This window comes from Azospirillum sp. RU38E (assembly GCF_900188385.1).
Classification (GTDB): domain Bacteria; phylum Pseudomonadota; class Alphaproteobacteria; order Azospirillales; family Azospirillaceae; genus Niveispirillum.
On the sequence record NZ_FZOI01000012.1, the window covers coordinates 1 to 17,277 of the forward strand.

Consider the following 17,277-nt stretch of genomic DNA (forward strand, 5'->3'; position numbering starts at 1 on the left):
GAGACTGCAAATCCATCGTCGGCAGCGGCGCCGCCGTCGTTGGTGGAGCGCTTTCTAAACACCTCCAACCAACCCGTCAACCGTTTTTTTCACCGTTCCAAACTTTTTTCTCCGCAGCGCCGAAACGCTACAAAAAGCATAGAACCAACCCGGTCAACGGACCATCAAGCAATCAACCCACCAGACCCAAGTCCAGCAGACAAACCGCCCAACAGTACGATAGATCAATCCACTTGTCCGAAGGCCGAAGCCTTCCAAGAACCGTCGGTGATACTGGCCAAAACCACCATCACCCCGCCCCACAACTTGACAAACCAACCGGCCCGTCGTCGTGGGAGGCGCTTAATAGGCGAACAAAAATTAGGATGCAAGCGGTTTTTTAGGTGGACGTGCCCTATCCCAAAACATACCGATCAGAACCCACCCGCATAATCGACGCAATCAACGCGGTTCAGCCGCGGAACCTGATTTCCACACCTCAACCCGATCCACGGCATTGCGGCGCAGGCTTTCATAATAGAGCCCGTAATCGAACCGATGATAGCTGCCCCAAAGCACACTCAGCGCATCATAAAAGCCCTTTTGGAACCAGGGAAGCTCCACCAGCACAACGCCATCCTTGGTTTCCGCCCCCACCAAGCCCGGTTGCGGGGCCGGCAAGGCAATGGCCGGGACGGTATCGGAGGGTACAGCCGGGGGGAATGGCATGCTGCCCGGGTTTGCGGCGGCATCGGCCTTGCCATCGCGCCGCCAGCTCAGTGGATTGACGACAACCGCCGGCGCATTTCCGTGGATATAAGCATCGCCCCACCAGTAACGGGGATTTTCGATTAACGTAGCCATAGAGAAAAGGCCAGGCTGGTTGACGTTCCAGGAGATCAGGCATCCGGTCTGGCTCGGCTGATCACAGATAGGCAGGCCAATATCGGCAAAGCTGCTGGGAACATAGGCACCGATGGCATAAACGACCACCAGCCGTTGCTGCACTGGTTTGCCCAGCACCTCATCCTGCAAAAGCCGGATCATGTGGCCGGTGCCCTGGCTGTGCGATGCCAGAATCAACGGACGACCGTCATTATGCTTTTCCAAATAATACAGGAAGGCCCGGCGCAGATCATTATACGCGACTGTCAAAGGGCCGTCATGAGCCAGCCCCACCAGCGAGGACTGGCGGTAGCGCGGGGCATAAATCCGGCAACAGCCGTTGAAAACGCTGGCCTGATTGAGCAGGACCGGCGCGCTTAACGCCGCCGGCATATCAATAGGCACATTCCAGCGATCGTTAGAGGTGTAGGTCGTAGGATGTATGAAAAACACATCCGCCGGGGCCGTTGCCTCGTCAACCGCCTCATCCCCGGCAGGCACCGACCTTTCCAGCCCGTTGCGCCACGGAAAGGCCAGCCAGGCTTCGCGGGCGCTATAATCCGGTGCCGCAGGGGCGGCTGTTTCCTCAAACGGGGCCGGCGGTTCACGGAAGGATAAGGGTGGCCTGGAACAGGCTGCTGTCAGCCCGACCAAGCCCAGAATGGCAGCAAGACGAAACGCGTACCGACCGAAACTGCGGTTCCGCGGCGGCATGATGATACCTCCCTGATGAGTGGGATTCCCTTTAAACGGGATAATCCTCGTTCGGCTTGGATGGTGTTTCCCGGCAAGTCCGCCAGCGGCGCACCACGGCACCTTGTACTTTACGGTTTACTCGAACTTCCCTTGGCGGGACCACACAGGGCTTCCACGCTGGCGGCCATCGCCTTGGCGAAGCGGGCGGACAGCTCCGCTGCATCACCGGAACTGACGAGCCCCTGGGACAATTCATCAATACGGCGGGTATCCGCCAGCGAATAGGTATAGGCCCCAGTCAGGAACTGGAAACTCCAGTAAATATCCTTTTCCTGGGCATGCGGCAGAACACGACGCATCAAGGCGATCATCCGCAGGGAAATTACATTGAACGCCTCCGACATGAACTGTCGAAGTTGGGGTGAGTTGTTGATGTGGGCGACGATGGTGCAGTAATTCTTCCAACCGGCATCGCGTGACATCATCTCAAAACCCGTCTGCACAAAAGCTTGGATCACCCCCTCCAGCGTCATGGCATCACCCATTTCCGCTTCATAGGTATCGAACACCTTCATGCGGATAGCGTTCACGACGGTGGCCCGCCGCTCAATCACCTCCGAAAACAGGCCTGCCTTGTCGTTGAAATAATAGCGCATCAACTGTGCCGGGATCCCGCTGCGCTTTGCGACCTCATTCAAGCTGACGCCGCCATAGCCCAGTTCCGCAAAGGCAGCCTCTGCGGAATCTAGGATTTGCGTCATCGACGCCTCCCGCCGTTCCGCCTGGGAACGCCTTGTGCGCCGACCAGGGGCCAGATCCGGGGCATCATCAATGGCTTCAGACAGGCGTGACGTCATCATGGCAACACCTTAGCCAATCCGCCTTTTCGATGCAACTTCATTAATTTCTTTTTTTTAAAGAAAAAACTTGACGGTAAATCCGACCGAGGTCACGGTGAATGCGCAAGGATGCAAAGGATCGGTCACCGCGAAGCAGAACCGACCGGCAACTGGCGGAAAACAAATAATCAAATGAATGTGGGAGGAAACGGATGCGACTTTCATGGTCGTCAGCCCTGGGGCTGACCGCCTTGGCCTGTGTCCAGGCCAATGCCCAAACGGCATCGAGCCCGGCGAACAGCGACAGTTCCATTCTGGAAGAGATTGTCGTTACCGGTTCACGTGCCATCCGCAATGGGGCGCAGGCACCAACACCGGTAACCGTGGTCAGCGTGGATGAGCTGCAGGCGGGGGCACCGGGTACCATCGCACAGGGCTTGAACCAGCTTCCGGTATTCCAGGGTTCCACCAACGCCGCATCCGGCCAGCTTTCCGCCACCGGTCCCAATTCCGGCAGTTTTCTCAACCTCCGCAACCTGGGCGCACAGCGCACGCTGCTGCTGCTTGATGGGCGGCGCACGGCACCATCCACTATTACCGGTACCACAGATACCAACACCCTGCCCCAGGAACTGGTGAAGCGGGTGGATGTGGTTACCGGCGGCGCGTCAGCAGCCTATGGTTCCGACGCTGTGGCAGGCGTGGTGAATTTCGTTCTGGATACCCACTTCACCGGCATCAAGGCCAGTGCCGAAGGCAGCCTGACCACCTATGGCGACAATGGCACGCAGAAATATAGCCTGACCGGCGGCGACAGCTTTGCCGGCGGACGCGGCCATATCGTGGTCAGCGGTTCCTATTATGACTCCGATGGGGTGAAAAGTGTTCGTGACCGCCCTTTCGGGCGTGACGCCAATGTGGTTGTGACCAACCCAGCCAACCCGACCGAAAGCATTATGGTCGGCAATTACAGCAGCAGTTTCTTCGCCGATGGCGGCCTGATCTATGGCGGCACCGGGCTGGGCATGGGCACGCAGCAATTTGCGGCCGATGGCAGCGTCGTCCCCTTCAATGCCGGCACCATCGTGGATGGGGAACTGGTGGGCGGCCAGGGATCGGTCGCCAGCCAGACGCTGTTGGCTGCTGTGCGCTCCAAAAGCCTGTTCAGCCATGCTGAATATGAGGTGACGCCAGAACTGACGGCCTTTGTCGAAGGCAGTTATGCCAGCGTACATAACCGGTATAGGCAGACCGAGAATTTCCATATCCCCGGCTTCAACGCCCCCACCATCCTGCTGGGCAATCCCTATATACCGGCAGCGCTGCAGGCGACGATGATCGCCAATGGGCAGGTCGGGTTCCAGTTGGGGCGGCTGAATCTGGATATGCCGGCATCGGTGGCCGATGCCACCAACCAGACCTACAACGCCGTTACCGGCTTCAATTACGAATTCGCCCCTGATTGGGAGTTGGATGCCTATTATCAATATGGAAGCAACCGGCAGCGCATCAAAACCGAGAACAACCTGAATTACGCGCGGTTCTTCGCCGCCGTTGATGCCGTGCGCGACCCAACCACTGGTAACACGGTATGCCGCGTCACGCTGACCAATCCCGGCCGTTATCCCGGCTGCGTGCCGCTGAACCTGATCGGATCGGGCAGCCCGTCGGATGAAGCCATCGCCTATGTGCAGGGTACCGCCTATTACAAGGCCGATGTCTCCCGGCAGGTGGCCGCTATGACGGTGCGCGGCACCCCATTTGAATTGCCCGCCGGGGACGTCAGCTTCGCCGCTGGCTTTGAATATCGCCGCGAGGAGGTGAAGCAGGTTTCCGACGAGATTGCGCAGACGCCGGTCTCATCCGTCGGTCTGCGCCTCGTGCCGGCCCAGGTGCTGGCCAGCCCTGGCGGCTGGCAGTTGACCAATATCCAGCCGATCAGTGGCTCCTATGATATTCGCGAAGTCTTCAGCGAGGTGGATGTGCCCCTGCTGCGAGATCTGCCCCTGGCCCATTCGCTGAGCGCCAATGCCGCCATCCGCTATACCGACTACAGCACCAGCGGTGGGGTGACGACCTGGAAGGTGGGCAGCGTCTGGCAACCGGTGGAGAGTGTGACGCTGCGGGGTACGGTTTCCCGCGACATCCGCGCGCCGAACATCTCCGAGCTTTATTCGCCGGCGGTGCAGGCATCGCTGACCACGGTGAAGGACACGCTGAACAACGTCTCCGCCAATGTGCTGGTTAGCGAGGTGGGCAATCCCGATCTACAGCCGGAAGAAACCGACACCTATACGACCGGCATCGTCTTCCGGGCGGGTGAAAACAAGAATTTCACCGCCTCGGTCGATTACTACAACATCGATGTCAGCAACGTGATCAGCCGGTATACCGGCCAGCGCACCATTGATTTGTGTGCAGCGTCCGACGGCACCGGTTCCATCTGCTCCAACCTGATTTATTCCAATCCCACAGCGCGCACCGGGCTGATCCGCATCATCACCCCACAATTGAATCTCAGCGCGCTGAAGACCAACGGGCTGGATTTCGAAGTCGGCTACAATACAGACCTGTCTGACTGGTCCTCCGTGCTGGAGGGTACGCTCTCCCTGCGCGGGCTGGCGACATACCTGATCGATTACACGCGGATTGAGCCTGGCGCAGAGCCGATCGATGCCACCGGCGTGGTCGGCGGCATCTATTCCAACCCACGCCTATCCGCCAAGCTCAGCGCCACTTACACCAAAGGTGATTTCACACTGTTCCTGCAGGAACGCTTCATCGGTTCCGGCAAATTCCAGGCGGGTACGGAAGTCTATAATCCCGCCCTGGCCGACAACCATGTGTCGGCTGTCGCCTATACCGATATCAGCGCGCGGCAAGCATTCGACATGGGCGGTGGCAAGGTGGAGTTTTTCGCCACGGTCAACAACCTGTTCAACAAGCAGCCCCCTGCCCTGCCGTTCGGCACCTTCAACGTCGTCTACCCGACCAATCCGCAGCTTTACGACATTCTGGGTCGCAACTTCACTGCCGGTTTCCGGGCAGTGTTTTAAGCACGGCGGCAAAAAGGATCAGACACCATGCCCCTTTCCAAACATGGCCGCGGAGCAAGCTGGCGACTGACCCGGCGTGATCTGTTGACCAGTGTCGCCGCCCTGACCACGGCCCCGCTGTCAGTAGCCATGGCGGGTGGGACGGTATCCAGCCTCAATGACGATGATATTATGACCTGGGCCAAGGCCATGTATGCGCTGGGGGCCGCGGACCGTTATGGCTATCGGATGCCGGGCACGGCATCTGATCATGCCAATGCCAACTATATCGCCGACGAACTGCGCAAGCTGGGGCTGGTGGATGTGATGCTGGAACCCGTTCCGGTGGCCATCGCCTTCCCCGACCGCTGGTCACTGGAACTCCACCAGGATGGCAAGCGGGAAGCGCTGCCCTGCTCCTTCCTGCGCTATGCCGGCTACACTGTGCCTGAAGGCCTGACCGCAGAACTTGTTCATGTCGGCGATGGCAAGGCAGCGGATTTTGCCGCCCAGGATGTGCGCGGCAAAATCGTGATGGTGGATATCGGCCTGCCCGGCAAGGCACCACGCGTAGGGGCGGATTATTATGTCCTGGACCGCGACGGCACCATCCCCCAGGACGAGGCGAATTTCGCTTGGCCGCCGGCCAACCTCGCCGCCTCCTACAAGCTTGCCGTACAGCACGGGGCTGCCGGCTGGATCGGCATTCTGGACCTGTTCGGGGATGATACGGCTGAATATCATCACTGGTACGCGGGTTATGAATTGCCGGCGGTCACCATCAGCGCCCGGACAGGGGATCGGCTACGCCGGTCCCTGTCACCTGGCACGAAAGCGACCATCACGCTGACCGGCACACGCGGCCAGGGCACCAGCTTCAACGTCTATGGCACCCTGCCGGGGCGCAAGCGTGACGGATATGTGCTGGTCAAAAGCCACCATGATGGCTGGGCCACCAACGAGGCATCGGGATCGGCCGTGACATTGGCCGTGGCCCACCTGTTAAGCCACCAGAAGGCCACTCCGCTGGACCGGGATGTTCTGTTTTTCTTCCGCGCCAGCCATTTCGGTGTGGGCTGGACCATCTTCCCTGAAGAGCGGAATATGTCAGTGGCGGATGCCACACGCATCTATGGCCTTGATCCGGGCTGGGAGAAATTCTCCAGCAAGCTGCGCGAGCTGCTGCCGCAGATCGTGGCGGCCAACAATATTGAAATGATGGGCCGCCAGTACCGCCCTGCCAAACCCGGCAGCACCGGCGATGGCTGGGTGCCGACCGATCTGGCCTCCATCCGATACTGGGGCGTGACCGGACCGGAGGGCGGGGCGAACCCGGTGCTGTTGGATACCGTGCGGGGAGCCATCGACCGCCATGATCTGGACCGGTCCCGCATCTCCAACTTCCTGCTGGGGGATGGCTGGGATCTGACGCAGCATGGCATTCCGCTGGTCAACTGCATTTCCCACAATATCTACCAGTTTACGCCCAAGGATACGCCGGAAACCATCCTGCGGGACAAGCTGCTGGATATGGCCCTGGCCTTTGCCGATATCGTGCGGGCACAGGATGCCGCCGGGGCCGCCGCCCTGCGCCCGGCCACCTATGTGCCGTTTCCCCACTGATCCGTCTGTCCCGCCGTCCCTTGTGAGGGTCCATGCGCGTCTTTACCGGTTCCATCGCGACGGAAACCAACAGTTTCGCACCGATCCCCACAGGACGGGCGGCGTTTGCGGAATTCTATTATCCGGGCGGCAGCCGGACGGCCCGACCGGGCCCGTTCGGTTCCCCGCTGCTGCTGGTGCGCGATCAATGCGCCGCCCTGGGCTGGGAACTGGTGGAAGGGCTTGTGACCTTCGCCCAACCCGGCGGGCTGGTGGACCGCAAGGTTTATGAAGGGCTGCGCGACCAGTTGCTGGGCGACCTACGCGCCGCCGGACCGGTGGATATCGTCTTTCTGGTACTGCACGGCGCCATGGTGGCTGACGGTTATCCAGATTGCGAAGGCGATATCCTGCGCCGCGTGCGGGCGATTACCGGCCCGGACACCATCATCGGCGTGGAGCTGGACCCGCATTGCCATCTGACGGATGCGATGATGCAGGCTGCCGATCTGCTGGTGTGTTTCAAGGAATATCCGCATACAGACATCCCGGATCGCGCAGCAGAACTGTGGCGGCTTTGCGTGGCGGCAAGCCAGAAACGCTGCCGCCCGGTGATGCGGCAATTCGATTGCCGCATGCTGAACCTCTATTACACCAGCCTTCCCGATATGGCGGGCTTTGTCGCCCGCATGAAGCAGGTGGAAAAGCGACCGGGCATCCTGTCGGTTTCCCTGGTGCATGGCTTCCCTTGGGCTGATGTGCCGGACACTGGCACCAAGATATTGGTGATTACCGATGACAGTCCCGAACTGGCGGATGCTGTGGCCGAACAGTTGGGCCACGCGCTGATCGACATGCGCGACCGCACGATGGGAATTGTGCTGGATTGCCAGCAGGCCGCTAACGCCGTGCTGGCGGGGGCTGCGCGCCCGGTGGTGCTCGCCGATGGGGCGGATAATCCTGGCATCGGGGCCCCAGGGGATTCAACCTATCTGATCCATGCCTGCCTGCAAGCCGGCATTACCGGTCTGGCCGTCGCCTTCCTGTGGGATGCGGCGGCAGTGCAAGCCGCGATGGCGGCGGGGGTTGAGGCGGAAATCACCCTGCATATTGGCGGCAAGGCCTGCGACCTTTCCGGGCCGCCGCTGGAAATGCGGGTCCGGGTCGACCGGATCGTGGAAAATGCCATCTATGGCTTCGAACTGGGGCAGATGCCACTGGGCGATGTGGCGGTTGTCAGTGGCCAGGGCGTGACATTCGTGCTGACCAGCCTGCGCAGCCAATGTTTCAGCCCCAATGCCTTCAGTGATTTCGGGGTCGATTTGGACCGCCATCCGGTGCTGCTGGTGAAATCCACCCAGCATTTCCGCGCCTGGTTTGCCCCGATGGCCGGCACCATCCTGTCGGTCGCCGCCCCCGGCGTCGGCACATTGGATTTCCGGGCACTGGTATATCAGCACATTCAACGACCGATCTGGCCGCTGGACGATATCCACCCGCCCGTCAGCCGATAAACCACCCAACCAAAACAGTCGGACAGGAGGAAATGCATGGATGGGAAGGGCCCAATTGCCGTACCCCAGAACAGGGCTGGTCCCTTCTGGATGCCGAAGGCCACATCATCACCGGGATATCGCTGGTTCGTCCTGGTTCTTTTGACCTTTGTCTATGTGCTGAATTTCCTGGATCGGCAACTTCTCTCCATCCTGGCCAAGCCGATCCAGGATGATTTGCAGGTGACGGATGGTCAGTTAGGTCTGCTGGGCGGGCTCTATTTCGCCCTGTTCTATTGCGGGATTTCTCTGCCCGTCGCGTGGTTTGCCGACCGCGGCAACCGGGTGCGTGTGCTGAGTGTGGCCTGCGCCTTGTGGAGTGCGGCAACGGTCGCCAGCGGGCTGGCCGGCTCCTATGCCCAACTGGTGTTGGCGCGTATGGCCGTGGGTGTGGGCGAAGCAGGCGGTGCCCCGCCATCCTATGCCATCCTGTCTGATTACTTCCCGCCGCAACAGCGGGGCCGGGCGCTGGGTCTGTTCAACCTGGCTCCGCCCATTGGCCAGGCGTTGGGCGTGGCCTTTGGTGCCACCCTGGCCGCCCTTTATGATTGGCGTCTGGCCTTCATTGTACTGGGGGCCGTCGGCGTCGTTGCGGCGGTAATCGTCTGGGGCACGGTGCGGGAACCGGCACGCGGTGCCAGCGACCCGGTTGGCAACAAGGCAACAACGACAGGCCACCGGGCCAGCTTCTGGCAGGGTGCGCGTGATTTCTTCCGTCGTCCGGCATTGTCACTGGTGGCGCTGGCCTCCGGGGCTACACAGTTCATCACCTATGGCATGGCGAATTTCGCGGTGCTTTTCCTGATGCGGGAAAAGGGGATGGGGCTGGCGGATGTAGCGCTTTACTTCTCCCTGCTGGTGGGGGTGGCGGTCGGTGGCGGCATCTTTGTTTCCGGCTGGCTGGTGGACCGGTTGGGCCGGCGCTGGCCCAGCGCCTTCGCCCTGGTGCCTGCTGGTGCCCTAGCCCTGGCCACCCCTTTCTATATCGGCTTCGTGCATGTGCCGGACTGGCAGACGGCCATGCTGTTTCTTGCCATCCCGTTTTTCCTGAATTTCTTCTACCTCACCCCGGCCATCACCCAGGTGCAGAACGCCGTACCCGCCTATCAGCGCACATTGGCAGGCGCCCTGCTGCTGCTGGTGATGAACCTGATCGGCCTGGGCCTGGGACCAACATATCTAGGCGCGATGAGCGACCATTTCCGCAGCGGCGGTGCCGACAATCCCTTGCAAATGGCCTTTTACAGCCTGCTGCCCTTCTACCTGATCGCCATCGCGATCTATGTGGCGCTGGCCTTCGCCATCAACCGCGAACGGAAAGCCGCGTGACCCAGTTTTCGCGGGCTGCCGGCCTTATGCCGCCCCAAATCCCCACCCGCCCGACCCGGTGACACGACCATGCAGCATTACGAATTACTGCTCGACAAGTTCCTGCGCCATGCCGCCAAGTGGCACCCCGATACAGAGGTGGTGACGGGCGGCGACGAAGGCTCCGCCCGAATTGGCTATGCCGATCTGCTGGACCGCTGCAACCGTCTGTCCGGCGCGCTGCTGGCCCTGGGCCTGCGGTTCGGCGACCGGCTGGGGACGTTGGCCTGGAACAGCCAGGCCCATATGGAATGCTGGTACGCGGCGCTTGGGGTCGGCCTCGTCTGCCACACGCTGAACCCGCGTATCGGCGCACCCCACCTGTCAGAGATGATCCTGAAGGCGAATGACCGGGTGCTGGCCGTCAGCCCCGGCCAGGATGAGTTGGTGGCTGCCCTGGTCACCAATTGCCCGTGCGTGGAACATGTCGTGGTGCTGGATGAACCGGGCGTGGCCTTTTCCGCTCCGCCCGTACCCGACCGCGTGCGGGTCTGGCGGCAATCCGACCTGCTGCAAAGCCATGGTGCCAAAACAGAATGGGGCGGCTTCGCGGAAACGGCGAATGCCGGGCTCTGCTTTACCTCCGGCACCACCGGGGCACCCAAGGGGGTGCTTTACACCCATCGATCCAACTATCTGCACACGGCCAATATTGTGCAGCCCGATATTCTGGGGTTGAGCGCGCAGGACAGTGTTTTGGCCGTGGTGCCGATGTTCCACGCCAATGCGTGGGGCTTACCCTTTGCAGCACCGGCAGTGGGAGCGAAGTTCGTGCTGCCGGGGCGGCGTACGGATGGGGCGCGGCTGGCGGAACTGATCAACGGGGAGGGCGTCACCGTTGCTGCCGGCATCCCCACGGTCTGGCTGGGGCTGGTGGATCATCTGGAAAAGCATGGTGGCGAACTGCCCAGCCTGAAACGGGTGCTGCTGGGTGGTTCGTCCGTGCCGGAAGCCTTGATGGAACGGATTGAAAAGCGTTTGGGTGCCGTCGTGCAACCCAGTTGGGGCATGACGGAACTGTCCCCCCTGGGCACTGTTGCCGCCGTTAATTCCCCCCATCGCAGCGCCAAAAATTCCGGTCGCCCCTGCGCCGGGGTCGATCTGCGGCTGGTGAATGAAACCGGCAGTGCCCTGCCACAACAGCGCGGTGTAGAGGGCCGGCTGCAGGTGAAGGGAGCCAGCGTGCTGGAACGTTATTTTGATGCACCTGAAACCGCCCTTGATGCAGAGGGCTGGTTCAATACCGGCGATCTGGCGGTTATCGACGCCCATGGCAACCTGACCATCACGGGCCGCACCAAGGACCTGATCAAATCCGGCGGTGAATGGATCAATCCCGGAGAGATTGAAGCCATTATCGGCACGGTGGAAAGCGTGGGGCTGGCCGCCGTGATCGCCCGCGCCGACGCCAAATGGACCGAACGGCCCGTGCTGATCGTGGAAGCCCGCGCCGGGCAGAACATCGACCAGCCCGCCCTGATGGGCCTGCTGGAAAGCCAGGTGCCGCGCTGGTGGTTGCCGGATGCGATTATCGAAGTGGAAAAAATGCCCCTGGCCGCCACGGGCAAGATTGACAGGATGAAATTGCGCCAACAGTTCGGCCAACAGCCGACTTGACCGCCCGGCTGAACCAAACCCTCATCAATTTTCAAAAAGAACGAAGGCCGCCCAGACGGAGGGGTCACGGGTGGTGGGGATCGCCCCCTCCATCGCCTGCCGTCGCGTGGTGCGCAATGCCTCTGCATAGGTCTGGCCAGCCTTCAGGTTCTTGTAGAAACCCAACATGAAATCGGCGGTGCCTTCATCCGCCACGGGCCATAGCGTCAACAGCGACCGTTTCACCCCGGCCAGACTGGCCGCGACGGGCAAACCGCGCACCCCGCCCAAAAAGGTTTCCTCCCCCCGTCCGGTCTCACAGGCAGACAGGACCAGCAGATCCATATACCCAAGTGACGGGAGAATCCCGGAACTGGGTATACCTAAGCCCTTGCGGCGTTTGAGCATTTTGCCGAATTTATTCGGCGCTTGGGTATATAATACCAATCTCCCTTGATCGTGACCGATCCAGGGAGATTTCGTGTTCCCTCAATCGCCGGGCGCTGCCTCCGGCAGCTTGGCTTACGCCGCTACCGAGCGGCGGGCCGGCGGTCGCCGGCCTCCAATCCACCTAAAGGTTAACCTTTTGGCGGATTGGTATAAGTCCTCGTTCGGCGAGCGGATTCACGTTCCAAAGCGATTCCGCTTTTCCGCGATCCGCTCAATAGGCAGCATTCCCGCGACCTGGATACCGGCTTGGCGTCGCTGTCCAGGTTTGCCCTGCCGCTCCCGCGTCGTGGGGCGTTTCACCCGACAGTCCTTCTGTTCGGCCGGGAATGACAGGCGTCCTCATCCCTGCCTGACTTGACATCCCGCGATGATTGATGGCATTGCGCCTGTGCTTGCCGCCCTATGCATATAAATGAGGATGCGGAATATGACAGCATTGCAGGTAACCCCCGTCATCCTGTCAGGTGGTTCTGGCACAAGGCTTTGGCCGGCATCCCGCGCCCTCTACCCCAAGCAGTTTCTGCCGCTGGCCGGCGACAGAACCATGATTCAGGAAACCGCCTTGCGCGTCCGGGGCACTGATTTCGCCGCCCCATTGATGATCTGCAACGAGGATCATCGCTTCATCCTGGCTGAACAATTGCGCACCATCCAGGTGGAGCCGGCAGCGATCCTGCTGGAACCGGTAGCGCGCAACACCGCACCCGCCATTGCGCTGGCGGCTTTGAAAGCCAGAGAGGCAGGCGGCGATCCGCTGCTTCTGGTGATGCCATCCGATCATGTCGTAGCGAATCAGACGGCCTTCTGGGAGGCAATCAAAACAGCCGTCGTGCCAGCGCGGGAAGGCGCGCTGGTAACCTTTGGTCTTCGGCCGGACCGGCCGGAGACGGGTTACGGCTATATCCGGATGGGACGATCATTGACCGCTGGAAGTGCCGCCCATCAGGTTGATCGCTTCGTCGAGAAACCGGATGCACAAACGGCAGCCGGCTACCTGGCGGAAGGCAACTATCTCTGGAACAGCGGCATCTTTCTTTTCGCTGCCTCGGCCTATCTGGCTGAATTGGAACGGCAAGCGCCAGCAATCATGGCGGCGTGCAGTGCGGCCTTGGCAGGCGCGCAGGTTGACCTTACTTTCTGCCGTGTAGCGCGGGATGCCTTTGCCGCGTCGCCATCCGCTTCAATCGACTATGCGGTGATGGAGAAGACCGACCGAGCCGTTGTGGTGCCGGTGGATATGGGCTGGAACGATGTGGGCGCCTGGTCGGCCCTCTGGGAAATCGCAGCCAAGGATGATGCCGGCAATGTCAAAATCGGTGATGTTCTCCTGCATGATTGCCGTAACAGTTATATTCGCACGGACGAACGTCTGGTTGCCGTTGCCGGTCTCTCTGATATCGTGGTGGTGTCGTCCGACGATGCCGTCCTTGTTGCTCATCGCGACTGCGCACAGGACATCAAGGCGATTGTTGACCAACTGAAAAAGGCCCGCAGGTCGGAGTGTGACACCCACACCACTTTGCATCGGCCTTGGGGCTATCATCGCATCATTGATGCTGGTGACCGTTATCAAGTTAAGCGTGTGGTGGTCCAACCGGGCGAACAGCTCTCCCTGCAGCGCCATAATCACCGTGCCGAACATTGGGTTGTCGTCCAAGGCACAGCTGAGGTGCGCTGTGGAGAAGATGTAAGGTTGGTACATGAAAACCAGTCGGTCTATATCCCCATCGGCGAAAAACACCGCCTGACCAACCCCGGTCGCATTCCCCTGCAGCTGATTGAGGTGCGATCAGGCAGTTATCTGGGCGAGGATGATATCGTCCGTTTCGAGGATAAATATACGAAGCTCTGACAGGGTGCGGAAATAGGCTTTCGCGTCGTTAGGCTGACGCGTCGTTAGGCTGAGGGATTGTCGGCAATCCCGTGACGCGAGATTGACAAGAATGCCCCCCTTCAGCAGTGCATTGGTTTTTCCGCACCCTGCTAAGCCCTGTCCGAAAGGAACCGGTTCGGGGCGTGACAGGCACCTCACCCCTTGCGATAAGAGGAGGAGCCTGATGCTATCAGGACGGACCATTCCCGTCGGGGCGAGAGAATGAACCATAGGCAAATCCTGGATCTGGCATTGCGGGACCTGCCGGCTGCCCGCGCCAGTTATCTGCGCAAGGTCGCAGATGCGTTGAGCGGCGAGCCCACGCTTGACCAGCGCGAGCATCTGATGTTTCCGGTACTGGCCGCCGCCGCATCGGGGATCGAGCCCATCCTGGAACCGGCGGATTGCGCACGCCAGGTGGTGGGCTTCATGCTGCGCCATGCCGAAGGCGTGGCGCATACGCTCTATTCTGCTGCTTACCTGGAAGATCAAAAGGCCGCTATGACGCCCTGGGCTACACGCCTGCAGGCCGATATTGCCATCACTATTATGGATCGGCTGACCAGCGGCGGGCTGGCCCTTAATGAACCAAAGGTGTGGCGATTTCGTGCTGACAGTGGGTCTGTTACGGGAACGGCTGGCACGCCTTTCCCCTATGGTGAGGAAGACGGGGAGATTTGAGGGGGGGCAAGAGCGGCAAATTTTGCCCAGCGGCCAATTTTGCCGAGACCATTCTGCCCAAACGGGCCCTCCCCAATGGGCATGACGTCACCGAAAAGACGGCGCGAATGGCATGAGACCATCCGCGCCGCATCAAGGTGGTGCTTTCGCCCTGAACCGAAAAATGGGCCCGGCAGCACAGAGGCCGGTTTCCTGGGTATGAGCCGAAGGGATGGAGCGTCCCTATCGGCGGGTAATCCTCGGAGAGGAAATCACCCGCAAAGGTACAAGCAATTTTCGCGCCAACTCACCCCGCCAAGTTTCCATAAAGGAGCGTTGGAAGCGCCTGTCATTTCCGGTTGGAAATATAATCAACGCGATGGATAGGCGGTGCATTTTGCAAAGCTACGCAGCATATCGCATCATTATCGTTGCTTTTCGCATGAACTCCATGCGAAACTGCTGTTGATGAATAATAACAATCTCAACCTTCTTGTTGTTGAACCGGCCCCGTCGCTGGCATTGGCCTATGTCAACGCCTTGAAGCGGGAGGGTCACAACATCGCCGTGGTGGATACCGCCGCCGCTGCCAAGCGGGCGCTGGCGGCGGAGGCGGCTGATCTGGTGCTGGTCAATCTTCAATTGCCCGACCAGCCGGGGACGGAACTGGTGCGTGACCTGCTGGCGGCTGGTACCGCGGCGCGGGCCATCGCCTTGACGGCCCAGGGGTCTGTGCAGGTGGCGGTGGAGGCGATGCGCGCCGGGGCAGCCGATGTGCTGCTGTTGCCCGTCGGCACGGAGCGATTGCGCGGTGCCGTGGCTGCCGCCCTGGCGACCCGCCCGGCCGCGGAAAAGCCGAGCACCACCAAGCGTCCTGCCAAGGCAGCGAAGGCCGACAGCAAGCCCGAAACACCCGATGGCAGCGCCTTCATGGGCTTCATCGGTGCCTCGCCCTCCATGCAGGCAGCCTATCGGCTGATTGATGCCGCCGCCCCTTCCAAGGCCACCGTCTTCATCACCGGCGAAAGCGGGACGGGCAAGGAGGTCTGTGCCGAGGCCATTCACCGACGCAGCCCACGCGGCGGCGGCCCCTTCATCGCCATCAATTGCGCCGCCATCCCGAAAGACCTGATGGAGTCGGAGATTTTCGGCCATGTGAAAGGTGCCTTCACCGGGGCCACCACCGACCATTCCGGTGCCGCCCTGCAGGCCGATGGCGGCACCCTGTTCCTGGACGAAATCGGCGAAATGGACCTGTCGCTGCAGGCCAAGCTGTTGCGCTTCCTGCAGACAGGCATGGTGAAGAAGGTCGGCTCGGAGAAGTTGGAACCGGTGGATGTGCGCATCGTCTGCGCCACCAACCGCGATCCCTATGCCGAGGTGCAGGCCGGCCGCTTCCGGGAGGATCTGTTCTATCGCCTGCAGGTGATTTCCATCGAACTGCCGCCCCTGCGGGAGCGGGGGGACGATGCCCTGCTGATTGCTCGGCATTTCCTGACCAAGTTTGGCCGGGAGGAGCGCAAGGATTTCAAAGGTTTCAGTCCGGAAGCGGAACAGATCATCCGCAATTACGCCTGGCCCGGCAATGTGCGCCAGCTGTTGAATGTGGTGCGCAACGTCGTGGTGCTGAATGATGGCGACATCATTCAGCCCTTTATGTTCCCGCCGCCGTTGAACAAGCCGACCATGATCGTGCCGCCCCTGCTGCAAGACCCGCGCTGGGCCGCGATGATGGGGCCGCTTGCACAGCCGCCGGGCACGGTTGCCGCCGGTGCCAATCCTTTTGCCAGCCTGGGCATTCCCGGCCTGTCGCTGCCACCGACCGCAACGGTTGTCGGGGTGCCCACCGCCCCGGTGGCCGCCCCTCCCCCCGCCACGCCACCGGTTGCGGAAATGTCAGAACGGCATATTCGTCCGCTCTGGATGGTGGAGGAAGAAGCCATTGATGCGGCAATCCAGGCCTGTGGTGGTAATATAACCCGTGCCGCCGCGTTGCTGGAAATCAACCCCTGCACGATTTATCGTCGTCGGCAGAAAAAGAAGACGGGCTGAGGCGCCGGAGGCAGAGAGAGCCATGATCACCGAAATCCGTCACATCATTTTCTCCAACGATGAGCTGAAGCTGGTCTTCCAGACCGTGCCGCTGGAGGGGTTTGATCCCAGCCGCCGCATCATGCGCGTGCAGGTCGTGGAAGGCCCCCCGCCCTCCGTCCGCCTTCAAAGCGACGGGGTCAGCGGTCCGCGCGGGGAGCTGGAGGTCGAAAGCTACCAGCTGGCGCGGCTGATCGTCGCCTATTGCCGGGAAAAGCGCATCCCGCTGCCCAAGGATGCGCTGAAAACCATTCACGCGCAGGGCGATGCGCTATGCTTTTCCATCATGAGCACGCTGGGATGAAGCCCCCTGGCGGGAAGACCCGGATCAGCCTATAATCCGTCCATAACCAGGAAGGATTACTGCGATGGAAGTCGGCTCCTCCGCCGGGTATGCCTCGGCCGTCAATGTATTGCAGACCCGCAGCCAGCTGCAGACTGGTCAGCTGAAACAGAATGCCGACCAGGAACAGCAAGCTGCCCAGGTGCTGCAAACCGGCACCACCGCCGGAACGGAAGCTGGCAGCGGTGCCAATGGGCGCGGTGCTTTGGTCGATATCAAGGCCTGAGCGACAGCAAAGGCTGTTCAGCCCCAGCGTAACCCGTTATCCTGCCTCGCATTTGGCAGATCGTACCGCCCCGGCCCTGAC

Annotated in this window: 13 protein-coding genes; 10 read left to right on the top strand and 3 right to left on the bottom strand. The window is 60.9% G+C overall.

Features of this window, described 5'->3' with window-relative positions; all coding sequences use genetic code 11:
* Window positions 1-441: 441 nt before the first annotated feature.
* Together CHB97_RS17675 and CHB97_RS17680 are read right to left on the bottom strand one after the other, a co-directional pair.
* Entirely contained in the window at window positions 442-1,578 is a 1,137-nt protein-coding gene (locus CHB97_RS17675; protein WP_089289329.1) for a DUF3089 domain-containing protein, read from the bottom strand.
* 110 nt (window positions 1,579-1,688) lie between these two features.
* Window positions 1,689-2,420 (bottom strand): TetR/AcrR family transcriptional regulator, encoded by a 732-nt coding sequence (locus tag CHB97_RS17680; protein ID WP_089289330.1) that lies wholly within the window; start codon window positions 2,418-2,420, stop codon window positions 1,689-1,691.
* Between the two features lie 191 nt (window positions 2,421-2,611).
* On the opposite strand from CHB97_RS17680, the gene CHB97_RS17685 reads away from it, so the two are divergent.
* The 5 genes from CHB97_RS17685 to CHB97_RS17705 all read left to right on the top strand — a co-directional run bounded on the left by CHB97_RS17685 (window position 2,612) and on the right by CHB97_RS17705 (window position 11,574).
* A complete protein-coding gene (locus CHB97_RS17685) occupies window positions 2,612-5,455 on the top strand; it encodes a TonB-dependent siderophore receptor (protein ID WP_089289331.1) in 2,844 nt (947 codons plus the stop codon).
* A gap of 27 nt (window positions 5,456-5,482) precedes the next feature.
* Window positions 5,483-7,057: a M28 family peptidase gene (locus CHB97_RS17690; protein WP_089289332.1), complete on the top strand. Its 1,575-nt coding sequence runs from the start codon at window positions 5,483-5,485 to the stop codon at window positions 7,055-7,057.
* A 32-nt stretch (window positions 7,058-7,089) separates the two neighbouring features.
* Entirely contained in the window at window positions 7,090-8,550 is a 1,461-nt protein-coding gene (locus CHB97_RS17695) for a M81 family metallopeptidase (RefSeq protein ID WP_089289333.1), read from the top strand.
* Window positions 8,551-8,640: 90 nt separating this feature from the next.
* A complete protein-coding gene (locus CHB97_RS17700) occupies window positions 8,641-9,918 on the top strand; it encodes an MFS transporter (RefSeq protein WP_089289452.1) in 1,278 nt (425 codons plus the stop codon).
* Window positions 9,919-9,987: 69 nt separating this feature from the next.
* Window positions 9,988-11,574 (top strand): AMP-binding protein, encoded by a 1,587-nt coding sequence (locus CHB97_RS17705; protein ID WP_089289334.1) that lies wholly within the window; start codon window positions 9,988-9,990, stop codon window positions 11,572-11,574.
* A gap of 24 nt (window positions 11,575-11,598) precedes the next feature.
* Here CHB97_RS17705 and CHB97_RS17710 read toward each other — a convergent pair whose 3' ends face one another.
* Window positions 11,599-11,898 carry a CHAT domain-containing protein gene (locus CHB97_RS17710; RefSeq protein ID WP_160105987.1) on the bottom strand — a complete coding sequence of 100 codons (300 nt, stop codon included), beginning with the start codon at window positions 11,896-11,898 and terminating at the stop codon, window positions 11,599-11,601.
* A 532-nt stretch (window positions 11,899-12,430) separates the two neighbouring features.
* Between CHB97_RS17710 and CHB97_RS17715 the strand changes: the two genes are divergently transcribed.
* From CHB97_RS17715 to CHB97_RS17735, 5 genes are all read left to right on the top strand, one after another.
* Entirely contained in the window at window positions 12,431-13,855 is a 1,425-nt protein-coding gene (locus tag CHB97_RS17715; RefSeq protein WP_371333116.1) for a mannose-1-phosphate guanylyltransferase/mannose-6-phosphate isomerase, read from the top strand.
* 243 nt (window positions 13,856-14,098) lie between these two features.
* Window positions 14,099-14,557 carry a hypothetical protein gene (locus CHB97_RS17720; RefSeq protein WP_089289337.1) on the top strand — a complete coding sequence of 153 codons (459 nt, stop codon included), beginning with the start codon at window positions 14,099-14,101 and terminating at the stop codon, window positions 14,555-14,557.
* Between the two features lie 447 nt (window positions 14,558-15,004).
* Window positions 15,005-16,588 carry a sigma-54 dependent transcriptional regulator gene (locus tag CHB97_RS17725; protein WP_089289453.1) on the top strand — a complete coding sequence of 528 codons (1,584 nt, stop codon included), beginning with the start codon at window positions 15,005-15,007 and terminating at the stop codon, window positions 16,586-16,588.
* A gap of 22 nt (window positions 16,589-16,610) precedes the next feature.
* Entirely contained in the window at window positions 16,611-16,931 is a 321-nt protein-coding gene (locus CHB97_RS17730) for a hypothetical protein (RefSeq protein WP_089289338.1), read from the top strand.
* Between the two features lie 64 nt (window positions 16,932-16,995).
* Entirely contained in the window at window positions 16,996-17,196 is a 201-nt protein-coding gene (locus tag CHB97_RS17735; protein ID WP_089289339.1) for a hypothetical protein, read from the top strand.
* Window positions 17,197-17,277: the final 81 nt, after the last annotated feature.

What these genes read in the sequence shown, in the direction of transcription:
- CHB97_RS17675 (WP_089289329.1), bottom strand. Translation starts at nt 1,578, where the DNA reads ATGCCGCCGCGGAACCGCAGTTTCGGTCGGTACGCGTTTCGTCTTGCT.
- CHB97_RS17680 (WP_089289330.1), bottom strand. Translation starts at nt 2,420, where the DNA reads ATGATGACGTCACGCCTGTCTGAAGCCATTGATGATGCCCCGGATCTG.
- CHB97_RS17685 (WP_089289331.1), top strand. Translation starts at nt 2,612, where the DNA reads ATGCGACTTTCATGGTCGTCAGCCCTGGGGCTGACCGCCTTGGCCTGT.
- CHB97_RS17690 (WP_089289332.1), top strand. Translation starts at nt 5,483, where the DNA reads ATGCCCCTTTCCAAACATGGCCGCGGAGCAAGCTGGCGACTGACCCGG.
- CHB97_RS17695 (WP_089289333.1), top strand. Translation starts at nt 7,090, where the DNA reads ATGCGCGTCTTTACCGGTTCCATCGCGACGGAAACCAACAGTTTCGCA.
- CHB97_RS17700 (WP_089289452.1), top strand. Translation starts at nt 8,641, where the DNA reads ATGCCGAAGGCCACATCATCACCGGGATATCGCTGGTTCGTCCTGGTT.
- CHB97_RS17705 (WP_089289334.1), top strand. Translation starts at nt 9,988, where the DNA reads ATGCAGCATTACGAATTACTGCTCGACAAGTTCCTGCGCCATGCCGCC.
- CHB97_RS17710 (WP_160105987.1), bottom strand. Translation starts at nt 11,898, where the DNA reads ATGGATCTGCTGGTCCTGTCTGCCTGTGAGACCGGACGGGGGGAGGAA.
- CHB97_RS17715 (WP_371333116.1), top strand. Translation starts at nt 12,431, where the DNA reads ATGACAGCATTGCAGGTAACCCCCGTCATCCTGTCAGGTGGTTCTGGC.
- CHB97_RS17720 (WP_089289337.1), top strand. Translation starts at nt 14,099, where the DNA reads ATGAACCATAGGCAAATCCTGGATCTGGCATTGCGGGACCTGCCGGCT.
- CHB97_RS17725 (WP_089289453.1), top strand. Translation starts at nt 15,005, where the DNA reads ATGAATAATAACAATCTCAACCTTCTTGTTGTTGAACCGGCCCCGTCG.
- CHB97_RS17730 (WP_089289338.1), top strand. Translation starts at nt 16,611, where the DNA reads ATGATCACCGAAATCCGTCACATCATTTTCTCCAACGATGAGCTGAAG.
- CHB97_RS17735 (WP_089289339.1), top strand. Translation starts at nt 16,996, where the DNA reads ATGGAAGTCGGCTCCTCCGCCGGGTATGCCTCGGCCGTCAATGTATTG.